Source organism: Streptomyces sp. NPDC045678, assembly GCF_056432085.1.
Genome location: NZ_JBWKJS010000013.1, coordinates 104275 through 127220 on the forward strand (window position 1 = coordinate 104275; position 22946 = coordinate 127220).

At 70.1% G+C, this 22946-nt stretch carries 25 protein-coding genes; all 25 read right to left on the bottom strand.

The annotated features are described in order from the left end of the window. Nucleotides 1–4: 4 nt before the first annotated feature. Nucleotides 5–361: a hypothetical protein gene (locus AC07DO_RS36375; protein ID WP_479066168.1), complete on the bottom strand. Its 357-nt coding sequence runs from the start codon at nt 359–361 to the stop codon at nt 5–7. Then, a complete protein-coding gene (locus AC07DO_RS36380; protein ID WP_479066170.1) occupies nt 358–2187 on the bottom strand; it encodes a hypothetical protein in 1830 nt (609 codons plus the stop codon). Before AC07DO_RS36380 ends, AC07DO_RS36375 begins: the two co-directional genes overlap by 4 nt. A 2-nt stretch (nt 2188–2189) precedes the next feature. Next, entirely contained in the window at nt 2190–3287 is a 1098-nt protein-coding gene (locus AC07DO_RS36385) for a hypothetical protein (protein ID WP_479066172.1), read from the bottom strand. After that, a complete protein-coding gene (locus tag AC07DO_RS36390) occupies nt 3288–4238 on the bottom strand; it encodes a hypothetical protein (RefSeq protein ID WP_479066173.1) in 951 nt (316 codons plus the stop codon). Between the two features lie 9 nt (nt 4239–4247). Beyond that, a complete protein-coding gene (locus AC07DO_RS36395; protein WP_479066175.1) occupies nt 4248–5144 on the bottom strand; it encodes a phage distal tail protein in 897 nt (298 codons plus the stop codon). Next, on the bottom strand, nt 5141–9412 hold the full coding sequence (locus tag AC07DO_RS36400; RefSeq protein WP_479066177.1) for a hypothetical protein: 4272 nt from the start codon (nt 9410–9412) through the stop codon (nt 5141–5143). The genes AC07DO_RS36395 and AC07DO_RS36400 overlap by 4 nt, the downstream gene beginning before the upstream one ends. A gap of 19 nt (nt 9413–9431) precedes the next feature. Further along, nucleotides 9432–9746 (bottom strand): hypothetical protein, encoded by a 315-nt coding sequence (locus tag AC07DO_RS36405; RefSeq protein ID WP_471516228.1) that lies wholly within the window; start codon nt 9744–9746, stop codon nt 9432–9434. Nucleotides 9747–9796: 50 nt separating this feature from the next. Further along, entirely contained in the window at nt 9797–10333 is a 537-nt protein-coding gene (locus AC07DO_RS36410) for a hypothetical protein (protein ID WP_479066178.1), read from the bottom strand. Nucleotides 10334–10426: 93 nt separating this feature from the next. Then, on the bottom strand, nt 10427–10897 hold the full coding sequence (locus tag AC07DO_RS36415) for a phage tail tube protein (protein ID WP_479066180.1): 471 nt from the start codon (nt 10895–10897) through the stop codon (nt 10427–10429). Between the two features lie 127 nt (nt 10898–11024). Beyond that, entirely contained in the window at nt 11025–11498 is a 474-nt protein-coding gene (locus AC07DO_RS36420; RefSeq protein ID WP_479066182.1) for a hypothetical protein, read from the bottom strand. Beyond that, nucleotides 11495–11890: an HK97 gp10 family phage protein gene (locus tag AC07DO_RS36425; protein WP_479066184.1), complete on the bottom strand. Its 396-nt coding sequence runs from the start codon at nt 11888–11890 to the stop codon at nt 11495–11497. The genes AC07DO_RS36420 and AC07DO_RS36425 overlap by 4 nt, the downstream gene beginning before the upstream one ends. Continuing rightward, nucleotides 11890–12360: a DUF6093 family protein gene (locus AC07DO_RS36430; protein WP_479066186.1), complete on the bottom strand. Its 471-nt coding sequence runs from the start codon at nt 12358–12360 to the stop codon at nt 11890–11892. The genes AC07DO_RS36425 and AC07DO_RS36430 overlap by 1 nt, the downstream gene beginning before the upstream one ends. Then, nucleotides 12330–12722, bottom strand: a complete 393-nt coding sequence (locus AC07DO_RS36435) for a hypothetical protein (RefSeq protein ID WP_479066188.1) — start codon at nt 12720–12722, stop codon at nt 12330–12332. Before AC07DO_RS36435 ends, AC07DO_RS36430 begins: the two co-directional genes overlap by 31 nt. Beyond that, on the bottom strand, nt 12715–12954 hold the full coding sequence (locus tag AC07DO_RS36440) for a hypothetical protein (RefSeq protein ID WP_479066189.1): 240 nt from the start codon (nt 12952–12954) through the stop codon (nt 12715–12717). Before AC07DO_RS36440 ends, AC07DO_RS36435 begins: the two co-directional genes overlap by 8 nt. Continuing rightward, the gene (locus tag AC07DO_RS36445) at nt 12951–13781 is read right to left on the bottom strand and encodes a hypothetical protein (RefSeq protein ID WP_479066191.1); all 831 of its coding nucleotides are present in this window, start codon (nt 13779–13781) and stop codon (nt 12951–12953) included. Before AC07DO_RS36445 ends, AC07DO_RS36440 begins: the two co-directional genes overlap by 4 nt. Next, nucleotides 13778–14119 carry a hypothetical protein gene (locus AC07DO_RS36450; protein ID WP_479066193.1) on the bottom strand — a complete coding sequence of 114 codons (342 nt, stop codon included), beginning with the start codon at nt 14117–14119 and terminating at the stop codon, nt 13778–13780. Before AC07DO_RS36450 ends, AC07DO_RS36445 begins: the two co-directional genes overlap by 4 nt. A 78-nt stretch (nt 14120–14197) precedes the next feature. Beyond that, nucleotides 14198–14497 carry a hypothetical protein gene (locus tag AC07DO_RS36455; protein ID WP_479066195.1) on the bottom strand — a complete coding sequence of 100 codons (300 nt, stop codon included), beginning with the start codon at nt 14495–14497 and terminating at the stop codon, nt 14198–14200. A gap of 5 nt (nt 14498–14502) precedes the next feature. After that, nucleotides 14503–15576, bottom strand: a complete 1074-nt coding sequence (locus AC07DO_RS36460; protein WP_479066197.1) for a major capsid protein — start codon at nt 15574–15576, stop codon at nt 14503–14505. Nucleotides 15577–15591: 15 nt separating this feature from the next. Further along, entirely contained in the window at nt 15592–16338 is a 747-nt protein-coding gene (locus tag AC07DO_RS36465; RefSeq protein WP_479066199.1) for a hypothetical protein, read from the bottom strand. Between the two features lie 96 nt (nt 16339–16434). Then, nucleotides 16435–17190 carry a hypothetical protein gene (locus AC07DO_RS36470; protein WP_479066201.1) on the bottom strand — a complete coding sequence of 252 codons (756 nt, stop codon included), beginning with the start codon at nt 17188–17190 and terminating at the stop codon, nt 16435–16437. Nucleotides 17191–17261: 71 nt separating this feature from the next. Then, nucleotides 17262–19157 carry a hypothetical protein gene (locus AC07DO_RS36475; RefSeq protein ID WP_479066202.1) on the bottom strand — a complete coding sequence of 632 codons (1896 nt, stop codon included), beginning with the start codon at nt 19155–19157 and terminating at the stop codon, nt 17262–17264. Between the two features lie 110 nt (nt 19158–19267). After that, entirely contained in the window at nt 19268–20830 is a 1563-nt protein-coding gene (locus AC07DO_RS36480) for a terminase large subunit domain-containing protein (protein WP_479066204.1), read from the bottom strand. Then, the gene (locus tag AC07DO_RS36485; RefSeq protein WP_479066206.1) at nt 20823–21383 is read right to left on the bottom strand and encodes a hypothetical protein; all 561 of its coding nucleotides are present in this window, start codon (nt 21381–21383) and stop codon (nt 20823–20825) included. Before AC07DO_RS36485 ends, AC07DO_RS36480 begins: the two co-directional genes overlap by 8 nt. A gap of 303 nt (nt 21384–21686) precedes the next feature. Continuing rightward, the gene (locus AC07DO_RS36490) at nt 21687–22367 is read right to left on the bottom strand and encodes a restriction endonuclease (RefSeq protein ID WP_479066208.1); all 681 of its coding nucleotides are present in this window, start codon (nt 22365–22367) and stop codon (nt 21687–21689) included. A gap of 15 nt (nt 22368–22382) precedes the next feature. Beyond that, the gene (locus AC07DO_RS36495; protein ID WP_479066210.1) at nt 22383–22931 is read right to left on the bottom strand and encodes a hypothetical protein; all 549 of its coding nucleotides are present in this window, start codon (nt 22929–22931) and stop codon (nt 22383–22385) included. Nucleotides 22932–22946 lie beyond the last annotated feature (15 nt).

The window sequence follows — 22946 nt, forward strand, 5'->3', positions numbered from 1 at the left end:
GTGGTCATTCCTCGACGGGCTGCGGGTCGAGCTTGTCGGCGGTGAGGATGGCGCAGTTTTTGCCGCACGCGCCGTCCGCGGCATCGACGACCCGGATGTTCTTGAGCTGGCCGTCGTTGGAGTAGAACATCGGCGCCGAGCGGACGATGTTCTCGTTGATGCACCCAGCGGTGCGGCAGGCGTAGGTGATGGCGTACCAGGTCTGCGGCTCCCAGGCGATGGTGTCCCCGGGGGGCGGCGGCTCCGGGGTGGGTTCCGGCTCCGGTTCCGGGTCGTCCACGGGCGTGGGGTCCTCGGGGATGGGGGTGCTGCCGTCGTCGTCACTGCTGCTGTGCTGCTCTGCTGCTTCGCTGGCACTCATGATCCGATCACCATCCAATTCACTGTGGTTGCGGTGGTGTTTTCACGGTTGACCCACACCAGGGCGCTGGTGGAGGTCACGGAGGAGACGGAAACGCCTGTAACACCGGCCGCCGAGGGGCTGGCGTCCTTGCGGGAGCCGGGAACAGTGGTGTTGGCGGTGGCGTAGCCGCGGAACGTGGTGCCGGTGCAGTTGAACGTCACCAGCGCGCTGGTGGGGGTATGGGCGGCGGAGGGGGTGATGGAGACGGTGCCGGTGGCGATGTTCCCGGCGGTCAAGGTCCCGGCGACCGTCGTGTTCCCGGACATGTCGACGGCGAAGCGGTAGTTGGTGCCGTCGAAGCAGCGAAGCATGTAGCCCGTGTGGCCGGCTGCTGGCTGGACGAACAGGGCGGAGTTGCTGTCGGCGACGACCGGCTGGACCACGGTGCGCGCGTTGATGCGTACGTTGCCCGACTGGACCTTGACGTCGGTGGGCTGCGTGGCGCCGGTGCTGTCGGCGTAGCCGAAGCTGGCGTAGGACTCGAACATCGTGATGCGGCCGCCGATGGTGACGCCTCCATCGGAGTTCCGGACGCGTTCGGCCACCCAAAAGTCCTCGCCGAGCGAGGTCCGCCAGCGCAGGTCGGTGAAGCCGCTGCCGGAGAAGATGCCGCTGTACTGGCCCAGGGCGGCTGCGCCGCTGGGAAGATTGAGGACGTTGATGAGGGCTTCGCTGGTCCTCGCAGCGTTGGACAGGCGCAAGGTGGGGTAAGTGGCGTTCGGGTCGAGCCAGAGGGTGGCGCCGCCGGTGCCCTGAACGATCAGGCCGCGCTTGGACAGCTCGGCGATGGCGGAGACGATCGTCGCGTCGTAGACGAGGACCTTGTTACCGGAGGCCTCGTTGAGCGTGATGCGGTCACCGGTCGTAGCGGTCTGGATGAGGGCGCCGGTGACGGTGCCGCCCGTGATCGTCTTGCCGGTGATGGCGTCGGCTTTCAGCGCGACGGCGTCGACGGCTCCGGCCTGGAGCATCCCGGTCGTGATGGAGTTGGCGGCGATCTTGTCTGCGGTGACGGCGAGCGCGTCGAGTTTCGCGGTCGTCACGGCCCCGGCGGCCAGCTTCGCCGTGTTCACGGCCTCCGCGGCGATCGAAGCGGCCTGCACGGAGTTCACCGTCATGTGGCCGGCCTGGATAGAGTTCGCCGCGATCTTGTCTGCGGTGACCGCGTCGTCGGCGAGCGCGTCGACTTCGATCGCGGCGACCGCCACCTTCGCCGCAGTGACGGCGTCATCGGCGAGCTTCACCGTGGTGACGATCCCGTCGACGATGTCGTCGGCGACCACCGGCGACGGCCCGACCGGTCCGGCTGTGGCCGAGGCGGGCGAGGCGGTGCCGGACGCGGAGCGGGCCACCAGCCGTACATACACCGCGGTCTGGCTGGGGACGATGACGGTGCCGCCCTGCGCGGTCTCGATGGTGGAGACCAGCGTGGTGGTGTCCGGCTCGTACACGGCGAGGGCGGAAGCGTGGACCTCCACGCGGTTCCAGTCCATCGGGATGATCGCCCCGCCCGCGAAGTGCCCGTCCCACGACGCGGCGACCCCGCCGATGACGGACGCGAGGATCGCGGTGGACGGCGCAGGCGGCGGCGGCCCGTTGACGGCGGCCACGCCGACCGTTCCGTCCCCCAGCGGGCCCAGCACGATGCGCACCGACCCGACGTCATCGTTGACCTCCAGGGTGGCGTCCTCCAGGGACGCGCCGTGCGAGATGCGCTGCCCCTTCTTGATGTCCTTGATCTGCTTCTCGAGGGCCGCGACCTTACGAGGGAGGGAGCCGGTCATCGTCAGGCCTCCGGGCTGCCGTAGTGGAAGGAGTCCGCGCGGGCCAGGGTGAGGGTGGCCTGGTCGGGGCTGTCGGACGGCTTGTAGGAGTCCGCGGTGATCCGGCACCAGCCGGTCCACGAGGTCCACGCGTTGTGCACGGCGACGCGCACGTCGTCACCGATCTGCCAGGCGGCGAGCGGCGCGGAGGGGTGGTCGCGGACGGTGATCTGCGTGACCTCGCCCATGATCTGGCGGCGCCGCCGTTCGGCGGCCGCGCGCCGTCCGAGGACGTCGGTGCCGTTGACGGTGGGCAGCGCCAGGTGATGCTCCATGCGCAGCCGCCCGTCGCGCACCGGGTCGACGGCGCGGCGGGTGGCGGTGCCTTCACCGGAGCCGGTGGCGATGACAACATTGGCGTACTCGTCGCCGGAGAGATTGACGGGCGGCGCGGAGACGATGTTCACGCCGGACGTGAAGGAGATGTCGGTGCGACGCGCACCGAGGCGGGGGTAAGCGAGCACGAGGCGGCGACGGATGGTGCCGTTGGCCTGGTAGGAGCAGGCGTTGGTGTACTCGGGGCTGCCGGTCTCGGACACCAGGTCGTCCATCAGGTCGCCGAGCAGCGGCGTCTCGTACCAGTAGGAGTGCCACGGCTCGGCGAGGGTGCCCGCCTTCGCGCTGGAGGTGGTGGGGTCGACGACGACATCGAGGTCCCCGTCGGGCTGCTCCTGCGCGTACGCCCAGATGTCCCGGATGATCACGCACGGGTCCTGGAAGGTGTAGGGGCCGCGCCCGTTCAGCTCACCGTGGTTGTCGTGGCGCTTCGTCAGGTACGAGGACCATCCGGCGGCCTCGATGCGGACCTTGTCGTCCTCGGGACTGACGTCCCAGATGAGGCCGCCCCAGCGCAGGAAGCCGTCGGCCTCCGCATAGATGAGCGCGCGGCCGGGCTCCAGCACGTCGGTGTTCGCCTTCGCCCAGCGCGGCGTCAGTGTCGCGGAGAAGCTCCCGGGGCCGTTACGTTCGCTGCCGAACTCCACCTCGCTCAAGGGCAGCGCCGGGTGCAGGACGGCGCCGCTCAGGGCGTCCTGGGTGAAGTACCGCCAGCGGCTGCCCATCTACAGCGCGCCCTCGAGGAACTCGATGTCTACCTTGAAGGTCGTGGTCGCGTCGACGCCGATCTTCCCGGCGTTGCTGCTGCGGGTCCGCATGCGGGACTTGAAAGGCTGGTTGGTGCCGCGCATCGCCGCACCGGCCGTCGTGGTCAGGTCGATCGTCTCGACCATCTCGACGTAGGCGCGACGGGCGGGGGTGCCCTGGTTGTCGTCGATGGACACCCACTGAGCGGCTTCCTCGGTGCCGAGCATGAACCGGAAGCCGCCCCAGATGTTGCCGTCCGCGAGGCGCAGGTTCGACACGGAGAACACGACCTTCGCAGTAGCCGCCCATGCAGGGATGGCGATGGTCGCCATCGTCAGGTTCGGGTGCGTTTTCCACGTCTCGGACGTGCCGCTGATTTCCACCAGCGGGTCGGCGGCGTAGTACGGGTACAGGATCCGCTCGCGGCGCGGGTTGGCGACCTTCCGCAGATCTTTGATCATCGCGTTGGTGATGGTCGCGGTGGAGGCGGGGATGTCGATGCGGGCCAGCGGGATCGCCGAGTATCCGGACGGCACAGTCGTCGCGGAGCTGCCGACGTTGGGGACGACCTCCCAGTACACGATCGGATCGGCCTCCGGGTCGAGGGTGCCCTCGAAGTCGGGGTCCTCCACCCGCATCACAATCATGTCGGAGCGGGGTGAGCCGCCGGTCGCAGCGATGGACACCGTGTCGGTGCCGATGTTGTAGGCGGAGTAGGAGCCCTGGACCGCCGACATCTTCCCGGCGATGACGGCGGACCCGTCGGAGATCTGCACCCCGGCGCCCGGCGTGGACAGCGCCGACACCTTCAGGTCCAGGCCGGTGGTGACGCCTTCGTTATCCCGCGCCAAATCTTTGATCATCATCCTGAACTGCTGCGCGGTGTGTTCCCCGCCGGTCGTGGCGATCGGGATCGGGACGAGTGCCATCGCGGCCTCCTACAGGGCCTTGTAGGCGGGCCACCAGGTGACGGCCAGCGTGGAAGTGAGGGTGTTGTCCGTCGCGGCCCACCGGATCTCGTTGAGGCCGGGGTTGAGGACGAACAAGTCGATGCGGGAGGCCGGAGCCAGGGGGGCGGCGCCGCCGTTCTCGCGCAGCACGGTCCGCCAGCCCGGCCGGGTGTCGATCTCCACCCATTCCCCCGCGGCGAGCGTCGTCAGGACGGTCAGCGAGCGGCCGGTAGTGACGTGCGTGATGGTGGGGTTGGCGCAGGGCCCGGTCACGCGGATCACCGGCCACGTCTCCCGGGTCCCGTCGACCTCGAGGTAGCCGGGCCGTCCGATCGCGGACGGGTCGCCGTGGATGGTGAAGGGGAACTGCAGCGGGAAGGTCATGCCGCCCTCGGTGAGGGAGCCGAGCGGCATGGACGTGGACTGCGCCTCGTCGTCGTAGAAGAGGTGGCTGGCGGTGTGGAACTCCAGGTCGAGCGGCACGTAGCCGTGGATGAGCTGTGTGAAGTCCGGCTCGCACTTCCGGAGTCGTCCGTAGGTTGTGCGTACGGGCCGGCCGGGGAGCTTGAGGCGCAGCGTCATGGTGGTGCCGCCCTGCCCGCGCACCGCCGCGGTGTCGGCCTCGTCCTGCAGCGCAGCCAGGGTGTCCAGGACGGCGCCCGCGTTCCCGGGATTCTTCACCGCGGCGTCGATACGGATGATGCGGCCGCCATAGTAGTCGGCACCCAGCCACAGCCCGTCTTCGCCCGGCGGCTCCACATCCCGGACGCGGGGCACGGGCTGGGCGAGGCCTTCGATGGCGCGGATGGTCACCGTGGTGCCGCGGCCGATGAGGACGGGCCCGAGCTGGTGCTGGTAGTCGACGAGCTCGACGGGGCTGCTCATTCGCGCGCTCCCACTCCTCCACGCGCCAGCCGGCGCAGCTGGTAGCTGTTGTCCGCGTCGATGCGGCGCGCGGTGTCGGCGGCATCCCCGCCGGAGGAGACGTTCCAGGTCTGGTTGCCGACGAGCGGGGAGGGCTGGCGGATGACGATGACGCGGCCCTCGGAGGCGTCGCGCAGGCCGAGCCCGAACCGTCCGGCGACGTCTGAGAGGACGGGCAGGGCGTGGCGCCGCTTGGAGGCGCCGAGCGGGATAAACGCTTCCCCACCGGTCTCGGGTTCAGCGAAGCTGACGGCGCCGTTCTTGGTGGCGTAGATCCCAGATCGGATGCCGCCCTCGGCGAATGCCACCCCCTTCTGCGCCTTGACCAGGTCGGCGAGGAAGCGGGTGGCGCGGCCGCCGAGCGCGCCCTTGATCTGGCTGGTGGCCTTGCCCGCGGTGGCGACGATGGCATCCTCACCGAGCCCGGTGGTGGCGGCGACGTCGTGGATGCCGGTCTTGGAGCTGGTGATCGCGGCGATGATGGCGACGAGCTGCTCGACCTGGTCACCGGTCAAAGCGTTGTTGGCGGTCTTGGCGGCCTTGTTCGCCGCGGAGGCCTTCCCCTTGTCCTTCACAGCGGCGGCGGCGAGCTCCATGGCTGCCTTGTCGTTCTGTGCGGCGAGCTGCTTGGCGAGGTCGCCGTACCCGCGGGCGGCGAGCGTCGCCAGGTCGTCGGAGAACTCCTTGTTCAGCTTGTTCGCCGTCCCGAGCTGGCGGGTGTAGTCCGTGAGGGACGCTTTGGCTTCCTTCTTGAGGTCGCGCAGCGCCTTGGCCATGTCGTTGATGTATTTGGTGCTGCCCCTCGCCATCTTGTCGGCGAGCTTTACGCCCTCCTTACCCATGGACGCGAGGGCCTCGGCGACATCCCCGCCGACCCGGTCGGCGACCTTTTCCAGGTCCGCGTTCCACGCGCGGGTCGCGGCGGCGGTGGACTTCAGCTTCTTCTCGACGGCGCCGAGGTCGAAGTAGTCGACGCTCTTGCCCTTCACCTTCCGCGTCTTGTTGCCTGCCGACCCGGCGTCCGAGGGCGAGTACAGAGAGCCGGTGCTGGGGTCGTAGCGCCAGTCGGTCACGTTGCCGTCGGCGTTCCACTGGATGCTCGCCGGGTCGCCGCCCAGCCGTCGCACGGTCTCCTCGGCGATCGCGCGGGAGCGGGGCCGCTTGGAGGCGGCGAAGGGGATGTAGGCCTCGCCGCCGGTCTCGGGTTCGGCCCACATGCGGAAGGTGGGCTGGGCGATCTGCGCGACGTGGTCTTCGCGCATGCCGCCCTCGGCGAAGCGCTGCAGTCTGGCGCCTGCGTAGATGTTGCCGTCCGCGGAGCGGCCTGCGGTGGACCCGTAGTAGGTGCCGCTCGGGGGGCCTCCCGGACGGCCCTTGATGACGTAGCTGGTGGTGTGGATGGTGTACGTCCGGGCGGTCTTGCCGTTCAGGGAGTTCAGCAGCGAACTGACCGCGCCGATGCTGCCGATGGCCTGACCGTTGGCCGTGTAGACCGCCGTGCGTCCGTCGGGCAGCGTCTTGGTCTTGTAGCCGACCCGCTCCAGCGCCTCGATGGCGGCCGCGCTCAGGGTGGAGACCTTCACCTGCTTCGCGTCGGGCGTCCGGCGGATCGCGCCCAGGACTTCCTCGATCCCGGCGATCGCCTGCTTCTGCTCGGCCCGGATGATGGTCTTGACCTCTTTGGGCGTGCCGAGCAGCGTGTTGACGTAGTCCGCGGCCTTCTTCCGGTTGCCGTCGAACGCCTCGGTGGCCAGCTTCATCATCTCGCCGCGCAGCGCGCTGGACCGGCCGATCATCGTCTCGAACGAGGACCCGACCGCGATTCCCGAGGCGATCATGTCGTCCTGGGCCTTGGCCGCCGAGGACATGGCGTCGCGGTTGGCGCGGCCGGCCTCGGTGTGCGCGTTCAGGGTGGCGCCATTCTTCTTGAACGCCTCGTTCAGGGCGTCCAGGCCCGCCTCGAACTTGGTCTCGGCGTCATGCGCGTTCCGGTTGGCCTCGTTCAGGGCCAGGATGCTGGCCCGCAGGCCGTCGACGGCGCCCTTCTGCGCCTCCAGCTTGGCCTGGGTGGCCTGTGCGGCCGCGCCGAAGGCTCCCATGCCGTCGGCGGTCCGGTCCGCCTCGAACTTCATGTCGGCCAGGGCCTCGTCGTAGCCGTCGAGCTCGGAGCGGAACTTTTTGGCGTTCTCCGGACTCAGGCCCTTCATCATGCTTTCCAGGGCGGCCTTGGCGAGCTTGGCGTTTCCGTTGCGGACCAGGTTGGACAGGGCTTCGTCGGCGGAGTCGGCGGTCTTGCTGAACTCCTCGGCCGCGTCACCGCCGTCGAGGAAGCCGCCGGTGATGTCCGCACCCCAGTTGTTGATCGACTCCACGACGGACGGGTTGGTGACCTTGCTGATGGAGTCGTTGAGCTTTCCGAAGTCCTTGCCGAACTGCTCGGCGACGTAGCCGGAGGCGCGTCCGGTGCGCCCCAGGTTGCCCAGCGACGTCGTGAGCTTGTCGACGTTCGGCGGCGCCTTCTCCCCGATGTCGCTGATCTTCTTGATGGCGAGGGCGGCCAGGCCGATCCCGGCGACCACGACGGAGGCCTTGGCCGCGACCCCGAGGGTGGCGAACGCTGCGGCCAGCCCCGCGAGCCCGCCCCCGGCGGCCGCGGAGGTCGCGGCGAGTCCGGTGATGGCGGTCCGCACGCGCGTGATGCCAGCGGCGGCGACAGCTGCTCCCGCACCGGCCAGCTGCAGCAGCTTCAGCGCGGTCACGGTCTGCAAGATGATGGAGACCAGTTCGGGCGGCAGCGCGGCCACCAGTCGGGCGGCGGCGGTCACCAGGGTCAGCATGGACGGCCCGGCCTGCGCGGCGCCCTGGGCCAGGGTGACGACCGCATCCCCGATGGCCTCGCATGCTGCGCGGGCTTCGGGCCCGTTCTCCCGGAAGTAGTCCATGATCTGTCCGATGGCGCCGGCGTCCGCGTCGCCCTCGGACACCACCCGCAACAGGTGGATGACCTGGTCGGTGAACGCATCGAGCTGCTGGTCGGTCAGCTCGGCGACCTTGTCGGAGAACGCGTCGAAGCCCGGGGTGGAGATCGTGCCGCCGACCACCGTCATCAGCCGGTCCATCTCCCCGGAGAACGACTTCACCTCCGGGGACAGGTGCGGCAGCAGCTGTCCCATCACCGCGAAGGACTTCTCGACCGGCGCCATCGTGAACTGGGCCATGTCGTTGGACCAGTCCTTGAACTCCGTCTTCAGGCCGGACATGGCGACCGCGGCCCTCTGCGTTGCGGGCGGCATCGTGGCGAGCTGCTGCTGGTAGGCGAGCTGAGCCTGAGCAGCTTCGGCCGACCCCCGCCCGTGCTGAGCCACGGCCTGCTGGTACGCCTTCTCGGCGTCGGCGAGCTCGCTGAGCGGCCCGATCTGCCCGGCCAGGGCGATCCCGTATGCGGTCGCCGCTCCCCCGGCCGCGGCGAACATGCCCGCCACCGGCGCCATGTTGGCCGCGATGCCCGCGATAAGCGGGATGGCGGCCGTGGCGATGGGCAGCAGACCCTTCAGGCCCAGGTCGAACCCGCCCCCGCTCCCGCCTCCGGGGTTCAGGGCCCGCGTCAGGTCGCCGAGTCCGCTCGTGTCGGGCCGGACTCGCACGTTGATGACCTGGTTCATGGACGCCCAGCGCACCGCGTCGGACACGTCGCGGCGCAGGCTCATGCGGTCGGCGAGGACCAGGGGGATCTCGATGCGCTGCCCCCAGGCCGCCCACCGTACGGCGTTCTCCACGTCGCGCCGCAGCTGCATCGCATTGCCGAGGCGGAGGTCGACGCTCAGGCCCTGTCCGGCGCCCGCCGCGGTGAGAGCGTCGTTGACGTCGTCCCGAAGATGGTCGGCGTCCAGGTCCAGCCGGACGCTCAGGCCCTGGCCCGCGCCCGCGGTGGACAGCGCCGCACTGACCTCGTCGCGCAGGTGGTCGGCGTCCAGGTCCAGGCGCGCGGTGAGGCCTTGCCCGCCTGCCCCTTGCAGGGCGGCGTCGACGTCGGCGCGCAGGTGCCCGGCGTCCAGGTCGAGGCGGATGGTGATGTCTCCGGCTGCGGCCGCGCGGAGTTCGGTCAGTGCCCGCTTGGCGTCGTCGATGGCGTCGGTGAGTTTGCGGGCTTCGGAGGCGCTGTTGCGGAGGGTGGAGGTCAGGTCCGAGCCCTGCCCGGTCAGGCGTACCGAGAGGTTCCACTGGGACACGGGCGGGCTCCTTCCTGTTCTAGTGCGGGTGGGTGCGGGCGACTTCGAGGGCGGCGTGGACGCTGGTGGGGATCAGGCCGACCTTCATGCCGTGGGCCTCGTCGCCTTCGGGGAGCGTCTTTTGCCGGTCGGCGATGATCTGGCAGCCCACGCAGCGGTGGGTGATGGCCCGGTAGGCGTCTTCGTCGCCGCCGGCGCTCTCGTCCCACTCGGCGGGCCGGGTGCCGCAGTTGGCGCACACCTGGCGGCGGAAGTCGGCGTAGGCGATGGCCTTGCGCCGGTCCAGGTCAGACCAGGTGCCGTCACCGTGCCCGCGGAAGAAGCTGTGAGGCATGCCCCACTGGTGGCAGAGCTCCATCTCGGCACGGAAGTTCGGGTCATCGATCAGCCTTTTCCCAGGTCGGTCCGGCGGCGCTGCTGCACTCCCCAGGCGGCGGCCCACAGGGCCTTGAAGTCGGCCAGCGGCCAGGCCCTGACGGCCTGCGTGGCGTACTCCAGGGGCATGCCGTCGGTGGAGGCGGAGGCGATCAGGGCGGGGGCGAAGGTGTCGAAGTGGAACTCGCCGCCGCTCTCTTCGTCTTCTTCCAGCGGCGGGTGTGCGGCGATGAGGTCTTCGAGCTGGCCGCGTTCCAGTGCCCGGAAGGAGAGCGTGACGGTGTGTGCGTCGTAGGCGGCCTTGGCTTCCTTCAGGGCGTCCTGGGCGTCCTTGTTGTGCTTGCGCAGCACGGCCAGGACGTCCTTGGCCGTGTCCTTGGCTGCCGACGTGAGTTGCTCCTCGGCGTGGTCGGCGTTCCGCTTGGCCGCCTGGTAGCGGTCGTGGACGTCGGGGTCCGAGCACAGCCGGAGGGACTGCGTCGGCTTGGGCATGCTGTCCAGCTGCTGCTGGATGGCATCCCACGGGCTGGGGGTGGTGCTCGTCATCGGGTCTCTCCGTTGGGAAGGCCCGGCCGGGCGCGCAGCGCCCTTCCCAGATACACCGGGCCCGGCCGGGGGCATGAGGGGCGGCCGGGCGGGTCAGGACGAGGGGACGGTCGCGTTCTGCAGCGGCCGGTCCGTGATGGAGAACTTGACCATGAGCTTGGCGGCCTCGTTGTCGGCCGTGACCGCGGCGCTGTTGGAGGCGACGCGCACCGGGTAGACGTCCATGCCCTTGGTGGAGGCGGCCTTGCCCTTGCGGCAGATGATGATGAACCCGGTGGTGCCCTTGGCGAGGTCGGTCTCGATGTCGTCGGTGACGTCGTCCTCGTAGAAGGTCAGCGAACTGTCGGCGGCGCTGTCGTCGCCGGGGATCTTCGAGACGAACGTGGAGTCCATGTCCGGCGTGTCGATCTCTTGGTTCTCGATGGAGAAGCCGTCGACGGCGGCGATTGCCTTGGTGTAGTCGGTGGCGCCGGTCATCTCGGCGGCGGTCGGCAGGTAGGAGGTGGAGGCGATGGTCGTGGCGAACAGGATCTTCGTTACGCCCTTGCGGTTGAACCGTGCCATGAGTGGCCCCTCAAACGGACGGGGCCAAGGGGCCCCTGCTACACGTGTCGGTGTGTGGCGGCCACCAGATGGTGGTGGCGTCCGCGTGGGGTCCCGCCGCGGTGCGGTGATACCGCCTGACCCGAGGTCAGGCGCCGGTCTCCTCGAGGAAGAACCGGTAACGGATCACTGTGGTCATGATGGCATCGGACGGGTCCGATGTTCCCCCGGCCTCTACCGCCTCGCGTCGGTCGCAGTGCACACCGGGGATGGTCAGCGGGTGCTGGTAGCCCGGGGCACCGTCGGTGCGGCGTTCGACGACTTTCCAGCCGCGGTCGGCCATCCACTGTGCCTGTTCGTCGCCTCCGCGGCTGTCGGGCTGGCCAGGCACGGGCCCGGACACGAACGTGGCCTGGTAGTCGCAGATGGCGGTGGTGTGCAGGTCGGCCAGGGTGCGGTCGTCACTGCGCCGGTCCAGGGGGTCGAGGAGTGTGTAGGGGGGCGGATAGGGACGTCCGGTGGTTGGGTCGGTGGGGACGGTGCGCACTCCGACCGGTTTCCCGGTGACGAGAGCCAGGAGCTGTTTCACTCCCTGGGTGACGGGACCACGCTGGATCATCATGCGCTCCCGAAGATACGGTCGCAGGCAGCCTTGAAGGCATCTGCATAGTCCGGCTCCAGCTCGTTGACCGATGGTCCGACGTGCGGGAACGGGGGCTGCCGGTAGAAGCGGCCCAGGCTGTCGTACATCTCGAAGAACCCGAACTCCAGGCGTCTGCCCTGCGGTTCCCGAGTGCCGACCTCGACACCGCCGCCGTCGGGCACACCGAACGGTTCAGGCTTCCACGACCCGCGGTAGTCGCCGCTGATGACGTTGGGGCCGGGCCGGCCGGATGCCCGCTCCATGATGAGCGCCCGCAGGAGGCGCCCCTGCTGCTGCACGGTTCGGTTCACCTCGGGCCCGACGCGGTCTGCGGAAGCATCGAGGCGTGCGGCCAGTTCGCTCAGGTCCATCAGGTTGCCTCCCGGGTCTGCTGCACCTGGTCAATGGCGGTGACGCGGACCACGGTCATGGTGGCGGCGCCGCCCGGGTCCTGGGTGCGCCACTGCCGTCCCAGAAGCGCCAGGTCGCCGCCCGGGTGGATGGCGATGACGGTGACGAGCTGGTCCTTCTCCGCGACGGGCGCGACGAGAGGGGTGAGCAGACGGTACTTGGAGCGGGTCTCGGGGATCCACGGCAAGTTCGTGCCGGGGATGGAGACGACCTCGGCAGCCGTTCCCGCGGGCTGTACGGCGCCCCGCCCCTCGTAGAGAACCTCTCTCTCGGGCCACACGTACAGGCCGGTCTCCGGGTCGAACACGGGCGGCCCGGAGGCCGGGGAGGCGATCCGGATCGTGTCCCAGGGGATGAGGTTCTCGACGGTCTCCGTGATGCCGGACAGGTCCAGGGCCATCAGCTGCCTGCCTGTCCGCCGTGCGCCCACTCCATGAGGGTGGCGAGCATCGCGCGGGCCGTCGCGCCCTTCCCGCCCCCGTAGTCGGCACGGTTCAGGGCCTCCTGGTCCAGGATCTCCGGGTCGACCTCGGCGAGGAACGCCGTGACGATGTCGCCGGGGCTCTGCTGGATGCCGACGGCGACACGGGCAAGGCCTTCGAAGACGACGCCGTCGGGCTGGCGGGTGTGCAGCAGCAGCGAGGGCAGCGCGCCGTGGACGTCGTGCTGCAAGGTGTAGCCAGCGATCTGGTTGGCGGGCAGGGTCGCCCCGTTGAGGGTGATGGTGGCGTGACCGGGCTGGGCGTCAATACGGATGCCGTGAGCCTGCGGCTCGAGGGGTTGGTCAATCATCGTCGTCTTTCCTTGCGACGTTGGCCTGGTTGACGACCATCTGAGCGGAGGCGAGCAGCCCGTTCTGTTCGATCCACGTCAGACCATCACTGTGCGCGAGAGCGAGGGAAACTTCCCCTTCGCTGTCTATGACCTTGGCGATGACGAGGGCGGACGCGACCAAGTCCCCGTCGTCGAGGTCGAGAGCGGTTCCGAGTCCGTCGAGGATCGGACCGATGGGTTGCTCGGTCACAGGGCGGCTCCGGAGGCGATGTCGGTGCGGCCGATGAGGTCCATGCGTGGCAGGAGCTCGCGTTGGCAATGCGGGTGGGCAGAAGAGTGCGCGAGGGCGTCTTGCACGGTGCGCAGCGTCCGATCCGCCTTGTCGGGGTCGTCGTGTTTGATCCAGCCGCACTCGGGCCCGTCCCGGACCTCGAGGTAGTGAATGCCGAGGTCGTCCAAGGCGGTGCGGCAGGCGCCGGTGTTGGCGGTGGTGACGGCCTGCCAGGTGATCGCGGCGTGGGCCCACGCTCCGGCGGGGTGGCGGTGGTTACGCCGGTACAGCACGGTGTCCAGGGGGTGTTCGCGGCGCAGCCGGGCGGTGTCGAAGCTCGCGGCGCGGGCGGTCGCAGCAGTCTGGGCGGCGCGCAGGAAGGCGCGGGCGCGGCGTACGGCTTCGGCGAGGCGGGCGGTCAGGTCGGCGTAGTACTGCGCGGACAGGGCGGTGATCTGGCTCTGGTGGCCGGGTGTCCAGGTGAAGGCGCTGTCGGGTCGGCCTGCGTTGTCGAGCATGGTCCAGGCGCCTTCGCGGTAGATGAGGGGGAGGTCGGTGGCGGCCCAGCGTTCGATGAAGGCGCGGGTGGCCCGCTCGAACGCGCCGATGGCGGTGTTGAAGGCGGCGACGGCGGCGCGGATGCGGGTTCCGGCGCCGCGGCCGGGCCTGATGAGGGCCAGGGCGTTCAGGAGACTGGTCTGGGCGCTGGCCAGGAGCTGCCAGGCGGTTCGGAGCCGTGCGGTGGCGTCGGTGATGTAGCCCAGGAGCCGGGACCGGAGGGCGCGGCCGCGGACGGGGGTGGTCATCGCCGGTCCATGCCGACGTAGTAGATGGTGCCGAACATGTCCGGCGCCTCTTCGGCGGGGGTCTCCTCGGCTGGTTCGTCGGGAGAGGGGGAGCCACCTGCTTCAAGGAGTGCGATCTGCCGCTCGTAGGCCTTGATGTTCTCGGCGGTGCTGACGTTGACGACGCCGGAGACGCCGACGGTCGCGGTCTGGGCGCGGAGGTCGGCGAGCCGCTGGTTGAGGATCTCCAGGGCGACCGCGCGGGCTTTGCCGAGGCGGGTGTAGCGGGCCTGAAGATCGGTCAGGTCGGTGGCGGTGCCGAGCTGGGAGACGAGCCAGGCCTGGGTGGCGGTGTCCACGAGGTCTCCTGAGGGGTCGGGGGTGGTGCGGATGCGGGCCCGCCGGTGGCGCCCCCACCAGGGGCGGGCCCGCATCTGCTAGGCGCCGCTGGTGCCCTCGTCGGCGGCGTCCCGGCCCCGGGCCGGCTTCTTGGCCGCGGGCTTGTGTGCCGCGGGTTTGGTGGCCGTAGGGGCGGCCTTGGATGCGTCGTCCTGCTGGTCGGCGTTGTCGTCCTGGCCGCTGGGGGTGGCCTGGTCAGGCAGTTCGCCGTTCTCCCAGCAGGCCGGGTTGCGGATGAGGGCCGCGTACTTGGGGGCGGGTTCCTCGCCGGCGCGCAGCAGGATGTCGCGGTGCTTGTCGGGGTCGCGTACGAACACGGACCGTGCGAGCGTCGCCATGGTGATCAGTCCTCTTCATCCAGGACGGTCGCGGCGATGTGGAAGTCCGGCACGTACAGCACCGGCATCGCGATCGCGTTGGCCGTGGTGGAGAACTGCACCGGGTTGGACTTCTTCTCGTAGGAGACGTACATGCCCGGCTCGCGGGCGGCCTCCAGGCCGGGGTTCTCGCTGGAGTCGAGGTTGTCCTGTTCGGCGGTGACGCCGTACTGGGTCTGCGCCCACTGCTCCGGGTTGGGCGGGACCATGGCCCACAGGCCCTCGGGGGTGACGCGGCGGTAGGTGTCGTCGACCCAGACCTGCTCGTCGTAGATCTCCACGGGCGGCAGGTTCCAGCGGGCGCGGACGCTGTTGACGTCCGGCGGCGACAGGGTGGTGGAGGGGGTCGTCTCCGGGCTGGAGGAGTTCCAGAACGCGGTGCGGTACTCGAGGTTGGAGGCCAGGACGGACACGGCGCGTTCGCTGGTGATGACGCGGGCGGGCTTGGGTGCGCCCTTGCTCTTGAGGTAGCGCATCCACGCCATCTCGTCGGTGAGCGGGGTGGCGCCTTCCTGGTCCCAGGGGGTCGCGGCGACGGGCTTGTTCTCGGTGGGGACGTTCCAGTTGACCTCGAGGTAGTCGCCGCTGTCACCGATGCCGGGCAGGTTGACGACGCCGGTGGTCAGCAGCTCTCCGGCCGCGATCTCCATGGCGATTTTGATGGAGGTGAAGTGGCGCTCGAGGTCGTCGTAGAGCTGGTCGAGGAATTCCTGGTCGTCCGCGCCGCGGCGGGCGTTGAACAGGATCAGGGAGAGCTCGCCCATCTCCAGGGTCTGGCCCACGGCGGGCAGCATGCCCTCGTTGACGACCCGCTCGGCCTGCCGCTTGGCCAGCCGGTGCGGGGTGTCGAAGGCGCGGAACTTCGCGGCGTTGATGCGCCGCTTGTTCGACTCGATGCGGAACTTCGGCCCGTAGATCTTCCGTTCCGGGATCACGCTCTGGGTGAGCGCGAACGTGTTCGGGGTGGGCAGGCCGTTGATGTAGGCGTTGATGTCTTCCGGCGTGACGTTCTGCAGGAGCCGGTCCAGGGTGGTGCTCATCGCGATCGGTCTCCTTTACCGGTAGTGGATGTTGACGCCGGGTGCGGTGGAGGCGACGTCGGTGGGGTCGAAGGGGATGGGGCACTTGTCGGCGTAGACCTCGCCGTACCAGAGCAGCGCGCCGGAGGTCTTGGTCGACCCGGGCGCGAACATCGACTCGGTGGCGAGGAACCCGGCGAGGACCTGGGTGCCGTCGGAGGCGGAGGCGCCGCCGCCCGCGGTGGAGGTGGCGATGTTGACGGCGGGGCTGGTGCCGCCGGTCAGCCCGGTGGCGGAGGCCGTCATCTGGGAGACGTCATCACCCAGGTACTGGCCGGTGAAGGTGACCGCGATGACGGTGCCGGGGTGGGGGCCGCCGGTGACGGAGACGTCACCGGCCTCCACGTTGGACAGCGCCTCGAGGGCGGCCTTCACCTGCGCGGCGGTCGCGTTGTAGGGGATGCCGGCGGTGGTCTGCCCGGAGAAGGTCAGGGTGTAGGTGCCGCCGGTGGGGGTGCCGGTGACGGTGACGGTCTGCACCTCGCTGGAGGGCCCCGAGTAGGGCGCGTACAGGCCGGAGGCGGTGACCATGCCCAGCGGGATCCCGGACTTCAGGACGTTGCGGGGCTGCAGGAAGGTGCCCTTCTCCCAGTGGACGCCCTCGGTGAACTTGGTCGTGTCGAGCAGGATGCTGTTGCAGTCGTTGGTGCCGACCAGGGAGGCGAGCCACGGCCGGTCGGCGGTGGCTTCCTCGCTGACGCGCACGGGCTGGAAGTCGTTCACGTCCCTCTCCTGAGGTGGGGTGACAGCGGTGGATCAGGCGGCGCCGGTGGCGCGTCCACGAAGGAGAGGCGTGGTCCCAGGTCTGTGGTAGTGCGCTCAGGCGTCGGCGGGGATCTTCCCGCGTCGCTTGAGCATTTCCAGGCCGCGTTCGCCCGGCTTGGGCTGGCTGCTGTTAGGGCGGGGCATGCCGGGGGCGGGCATCCCGGAGGGTGCGGGGGGCGCGGCGGTGGGGTCGGCGGGCTTGGCGGCGCCGAACAGTTCGGGTCGGCGGTTCTTCAGCTTCTGTGCCGCTTCGGCGACGGCGTCGGGGTCCGCGTCGGGGGTGTCGCGCAGGTCGCGGTCGAGCACCGCCAGGGCGTCCTGCAGGTTGGGGCTGTCCTCGCTGTCGAAGGCGCCGAGGCGGGTCAGGGCCTGCTCGCGGCGCAGGGTCCGCCGCTCGCTGGCGGCTTCGAGGCGTTCCTGCTCAACCTTCTTGCGGTCCTCGGCGAGCTGCTGCTGGGCGCGTTCCTGCTCGGACAGGGCATCTTCCTGCGCCTTGCGGGCGGCAGCGATGAACGTCTTGGCGTCGTCGACGGTGGAGAAGCCGTGCTCGGCGGCGAATTCCTCCAGCGCCTGGCGGGCTCCGGCGCGCTGCCCCTGCGCCTTCTCCTTGGCGGCGATGCGGTCCAGGTCGTCCTGTGTGAAGGACGGTGTGGGCGCGTTGGCAGGCGGGGCGGGCTTGGGCGCGGCGGGCGCCGGAGCGGGCTCCGGGTCACCGTCGGCGTAGAACACCGGGGAGAACAGACTGCGCGGATAGGGGTGGGCCCATCCGGTGCGGTCGGCGGGGGCGGGGTGCTGCGCGGGGCGACGCATCGCTACAAGTCCTCCCAGACTCGTTGTTCTTCCAGGCCCCGCGCCTAGATCCAAGTGGAGCACACGATCGGTCATGTGTTGCCCCCGCTCTCCCCCGGTACCGCCTGGGTGGCGCCCGGCGAAGACGGCTGGGCGTCTTCAGGGAGGTTCGGCGGTGGCGGTGCGGCGGGCGGTTCGGGCTCTTCGATGGTGACGCCGAGGAAGTTCCCGACAAGGTCCATGTCGTTGGTCGCGTCGGCGAGGGTGCGGGCCTTGTCGAACTGGCGGGCCTGGATGCGTTCGATCTCTTCGCTGATGTCGTCGACGGGGAAGCCGACGTCGACGAGCATCTGCAGGCCGGTCTCCAGGGACATCACGCCGCCGTCGACGGCTTCCCTGACCATGGTGAGGGTGGCGGCCTTGTCGGTGGGCTTGTAGGTGCCCCACGCCAGGCGGGCGGGCACGACGGGCCCGGACCAGTCGGGGTGCTGCCCAGCCAGGTACTGGCGCTGCACCATCTTCAGCAGCAGTTCGTACTTGTGGTCGCGGGCCAGGTGCATGGAGTCGATGAGGGGGTCCATGGGCCCATAGGAGAGGTCGATGGCGAAGCCGGACGGCGCCTTGGTGGGGTCCAGGGTGCCCAGCGCGACGGCGGGCATCCGCGCGTTCAAAGAGAGCCGGTCTTGCAGTTCGGCGGTCTTGTTGCGCAGTTCGGCGAGCTGCGGGGAGGTGTCGACGGTGATGAGGTTGCCGCCCTGGCTGAGCTCGATGGCCATGCCGGGCTTCATCTTGCGCTGGGTGGGCTCGCCGCGGCGGGAGGAGTTCCTGTCGCCGCCGTTGACGATGCCGATGATCGGGTTGCCGGTGGAGGCGGACGCCAGAGCGGAGTCCCGGTCGGTGCCGGCGAGTTCGTCGAAGACCTGCATGAGCAGCGCCAGCGACGACTCGCCCCAGTGCCCGTCCTCGGGGATGGTGTTGGGCAGGTGGACGACGGGAATGTAGTCCTGCCACAGGTCGAGGTGGTCGAGGACTTCCCCGTCGGGCCGGGTGAGGTAGGTGGCGTACCGCTCGTCGAGGGTGTGGACGTCCTGGTCGGCCTTGATGTCGTCCAGGTCCCACTCGGCGTCGGTGAGGTAGCAGGTCAGGTGGGTGGGGTCGTCGTTCCACGGGTACTGGCGCAAGATCTGCCCGCTGGCCGGGTCCCAGGTGTCTCCGGCGGTCATCAGCGGGGTGGAGCCATCGTCGGCGAGCGCCGGGATGCGGGCGGGTCGGTCGCGGTCGGCGGCGGACAGGGTGCGGGTGCCGATCGGCGCGAGTTCGTAGGTGATGCGCCGCAGGCGCCGCTTCTGCCCGCGGATGGCGGGGTCGGGTTCGACTTCCCACGCGAAGTGGACGCGGGTGGGGTAGTCGGCGGAGTCCCCGGCGTTGTCGGGCAGGTCGGGGAAGTAGAAGCCGGGGTCGACCACGGACAGGCGGGGCCGTTTCTTCTGCGCGTCCCAGGCCAGGGTGTACACGCCGTCGCCCTCGCGGACCGCTTTGCGTTCGTTCTGCTGCAGGCGGAGGCTGAACAGCTCCTTCTTCGCCCAGGCCCGCAGCTTGTCCTGCACGTCGGCGGCGTGGGCGGCTTCGGGGGGCGGGCTGTTCCCGTCGGTGGTCTCGGCGTCCTCGGCGCCATCGACGAGGATGGTCTGCTCACGGCCCAGCAGGTGGCTGGTGAGAGAGGCGACGAGCATGGCCGGGTCGCCGAACTCGCGGCGGGAGCGGGCCTCCTCGCCCTGGTGCAGGGCGTCGATCTCCCAGGCCTGGTTGTGGCCGTAGGCGGCGGTGACGGTGTAGGAGGCCAGGCGGCGGCGGTCCTCTTCGGGCACCCAGGTGCGCATCGCGGCGGGGAACGCGCCGCGGTCGGGACGCTGGTAGACGGGGTCGGCGAAGGCCCGCTTGTAGTTCAGCGGCCCCCATCGGTCCACGATGAAACGGAGCTTGCCCACTGTTCGTCGTCCCCTTCGTGGACTTCGCCTTCCAGGCCCCGCGCCTGTGATCAGGGTAGGGGTGTGCGGCCGGAGGGTTGCCCGTGCCCACCGGGGGGTGGGCATCGTGGTCAGCGGCCGCGCGGGTCGGGGCGTTCGTAGTCGCTGTAGAGGGGGCCGCTGCCCTCGAGCTCGGCGAGTTCGGTGATGGCGTGTACGGCGGCGTCCATGCGGTCCGGTGAGTCTAGGCCGGGCATCCAGGTGACCATCTGGGTTTCCAGACGGTCGAACGTGCCGACGTGGTGGACGCGGTCTTGCTGGTAGAGCTGCGCGATGGGTTCGGCGCGCAGCCGCTTGCCCTTCTTCGCGGTCACTGGGATCAGCCGCGGCATGAGCTGGCCTTGGGTGAGGCGGCGGCGGTCGAGTTCGTGCCAGGCCTGGGTGATGACCTGCCGGGTCATGTCGCCGCCGAAGTTCGCCTCACACACGATCGCATCGGCCTGCCAGTCGATGGCGAGCCGGCAGGCGACGGTCCCCCATTCGTCGGCGCCCAGGGACGCCGACTTGTCGTCGAGGACGTAGAACTCGTCGCGCTCCTCGGCGCGGTCGTGCCGGTCGGAGGGGGCCGGGGTGAGGGCGGATCCGGCGGCGACGATGCCGACCTCGTCGTTCACCGAGGTGTTTCCGCCGGCCGGGTCGACGGCGACGACGATGCGGTCCAGGTCGATGCCGCGCAGCGCGGCCGCGGACACCCGGTTCCCGTCGATCCAGGCCTGCTGCCACACGCCGCCGGACTGGGGGCGGGGCTGCTGCTGGTACAGCGCCCACCACACGCGTTCCCCGACACTCTTGCGGATGCGGGCGTAGTCCTCTTCGTTGTACCGCTCGGGCCACAGCGCCTGACCGGGCTGGCGGCCCAGCGGGTCATCGGCGGTCAGGGCGAGGGCGGGCAGGTCGATGACGATCCAGTCCTCGGCTTCCTCTTTCAGGAGCCGCCCGGACAGGTCGTCCTCGTCCCAGCGGGTGTTCACCAGCACGACGGAGCCCTGGGGTTCGAGGCGGGTCAGCAGCACGGACTGCCACCAGTCCCACACACGGTCGCGCTGGGTGCGGCTACCGGCGTCCTCGGATCCTTTGAACGGGTCGTCAACGCAGGCGGTATCGGCGCCGCGGCCGGTCAGGGGGCCGCCGACACCGGCGGTGACCATGCCGCCTTCGTGGCCGTCGATGTCGAAACGGTTCGCGGCCTGCGACCCGTACCTGAGGTTGATGCCCAGGGTCGGGGCGTGCTCGGTGATGGTGTTGCGGATCCACCGGCCGTGGTCGTCGGCCAGGTGCGCGGCGTAGGAAGCGAGCATGAAGCGGTGGTCAGGCTGACGGCGCAGGTACCAGGTCGGCCCCCAGCGGGAGGTGCGCCGCGACTTCCCGGCCCGCGGCGGCATCGTCACCATGGCGCGGATGCGTTCGCCTGCGGCGATGCGCTGGTAGATCCGGTCGATGATGTCCAGGTGGGGGGCCTGCATCTCCTTGCCGTGGGTGAGGACGGCGGCCAGTCCGCCCGGGGAGCGGTCCATGGCCATGTCGCGTTCGACGGTGGCAAGCTGGCCGCGCAGGTCGTTGGAGGCGGCCCGCAGGATGTCCAGGCGCTGAGGGTGGGGCAGGGAGCGGTAGCGGGCCAGGAGGTCCTTATGCACGGGCGTCGTCGTCCTGCCCGTCCGTCTCGGGCTCGCCGCTCTGGTCGTCTTCGTTGTCGGTGGCAACTTCGGTGGGGGCCGGTCCGGCGCCCATGATGGCCTCGAGTTCCGCGTTGCTCGCGGATCCGAGTTGCAGGGGCCCGCCGTCGGCGCCGGTGACTTCCGCCTTGATGGGCATGTCGAGGCCGTTGAGTTTCGCGCGGCGGTCCATGAGGCGCAGCACGGTGTCGACGGCCCGCATGTCGAGCTCGTCGCTGATGTGTTCGCCGTCCCGGTTGAAGACCGGACTGGGGGTGGTGGCGCGCGGCCAGACAGCCTCGAGGAGTGCGTCGAGACGCTCGTTCTCCTGCTGCCGGTAGGTCGCGACCTGGGCGGCCTCTTCCTCGCGGTGCTGCTCGAGGGCGCGGACGAAATCCTTGGAGGCGTCACCGCGGGAGTTGTAGCCGAGGTCGAGGATGCGCTGGTCGCCGAAGCGGACGCCGGCCAGGCGCAGCTTGATGAGCTTGGCGCGGCGGTCGGCGGTTGCGGCTTGCTTGGCTCGTGATGCCGTCATGGCGGTGGGGCTCCCGCGATCTGTGGTCTTCCAGGCCCCGCGCCTACACCGATGATCGCCGATTTCCGGCCGGGTGTTCCCCCTGCCCGCCTGGACGTGAGGCGGCCCGGACAGCCGGGGTGGGGAGGGCTGTCCGGGCCGGGGCTCGGGCGCAGGGCCTGGGGGTGGGTACCCGCCCCGAGCGGTCGGTGTGCACGGCCCGGTGCCTTCGGGCGGGAACCTGGAAGGTGTCCCGGGCCGTGCACTTCTGATGGTGGCGTACGCGGCCGGGGTTGTCCGGGCTGCCTTCCCCCGGGGGGCGGGTCATGGGTCGAGGGGTGAGGGTCCGCCGGCGGCCCAGGCCTCGAGGTCGGCGCCGTTGACGAGGCGGATGCCTTGTCCGGTGGCGTGGAGGCGGGCGTTGGTGTCGAGGGCGTCGCGGGTGAAGCCGGCGGTGGTGACGATGACGGCGCGGTGGCAGTGGTGGAGGGAGCGGTAGGCGCCGTTGGCGTCGCGGATGTCGCGGGCGCCGACGTTCTTGCCCTGCTTGTAGCGCTTGCACTGGATGAAGACGTGGGTGCCGTCGGCGCGTTTGACGCGGATGTCGATGCCTCCGTCTCCGGTGCCGCCGACGACGGTGGCGCGGACGGTGGCGGGGTCGCGGCGGGCGAGTTCGGCGACGGCTTCTTCGAAGCGTGCCGGGGAGAGGCGGTGGAAGGCGGCGGCGGTCGTCTGGCGCGGGAGGGCGCTGCGTGCGGGCAGGGCTGCGGAGATGCGTTGCAGGCGGGCGAGGACGCGGGCCAGGCGGGCGGGACGGACGGCTTTGAGGATGAGGAGCGCGGCGGCCAGCGTCGTGGCGGCGATGGTGAGCAGCGGCCATGCCAGGGCCGCGCTATAGAGGGCGGTGGCGATGGTGAGGTACCAGCCCCAGTGGATGCGCGGTAAGCGCTGGCGGCGGCGCCTGTTCGTGCGGGTGCGGCGGCGGACGGGCTGGTAGGTGGCCATGGTGGGGTCCTCGGGTCAGCGGGGCCGGTTGTTGGTGGTGGCGACGAAGCCTGTGTTCTTGCTGGTGTGGGTGCGGTTGTCCTGGTGGACGGTGCTGTGGAAGTTCTGGGTGATCTGCGGGGGTGCGGCTTCGACGACTTCTTTGCCGGAGCGGAGCAGGCGGGTGGCGGCGAGGAGGATCGCGGTGAGGCTGATGCCGCCGACGCCGAGGACGGTGGGGTCGGCGTAGTCCGACAGGACCATGACGCCGCCGATTCCCGCTCCGGTGAGGATCGTCATCACGCCGAAGCTGATCATTCGGACGCTGTCGTCGGTGGCTTTCTGGCTCATGGCGGGCCGTCCGGGCTGCGGGACGGGCGGGGCGTCCCCGATGGTGGGCGTCGGCTCGGGGTTCTTGTAGAAGGTCGGGGTTCTCGGGGTCTGTTCGGCGGCGATCTGGGCGTTGGCGTTCCGCATGGTCTGTTCGATGTCGGCGAGGAAGGCTGTGGCGGCCTGTTGTGCGGCGGTGGGCTGCCCGGCCGTGGTGGCGTGGGGCTGCTGGAAGGGGCCGGTCTGGGGGCTCACGGGGCGGGTGCTCCT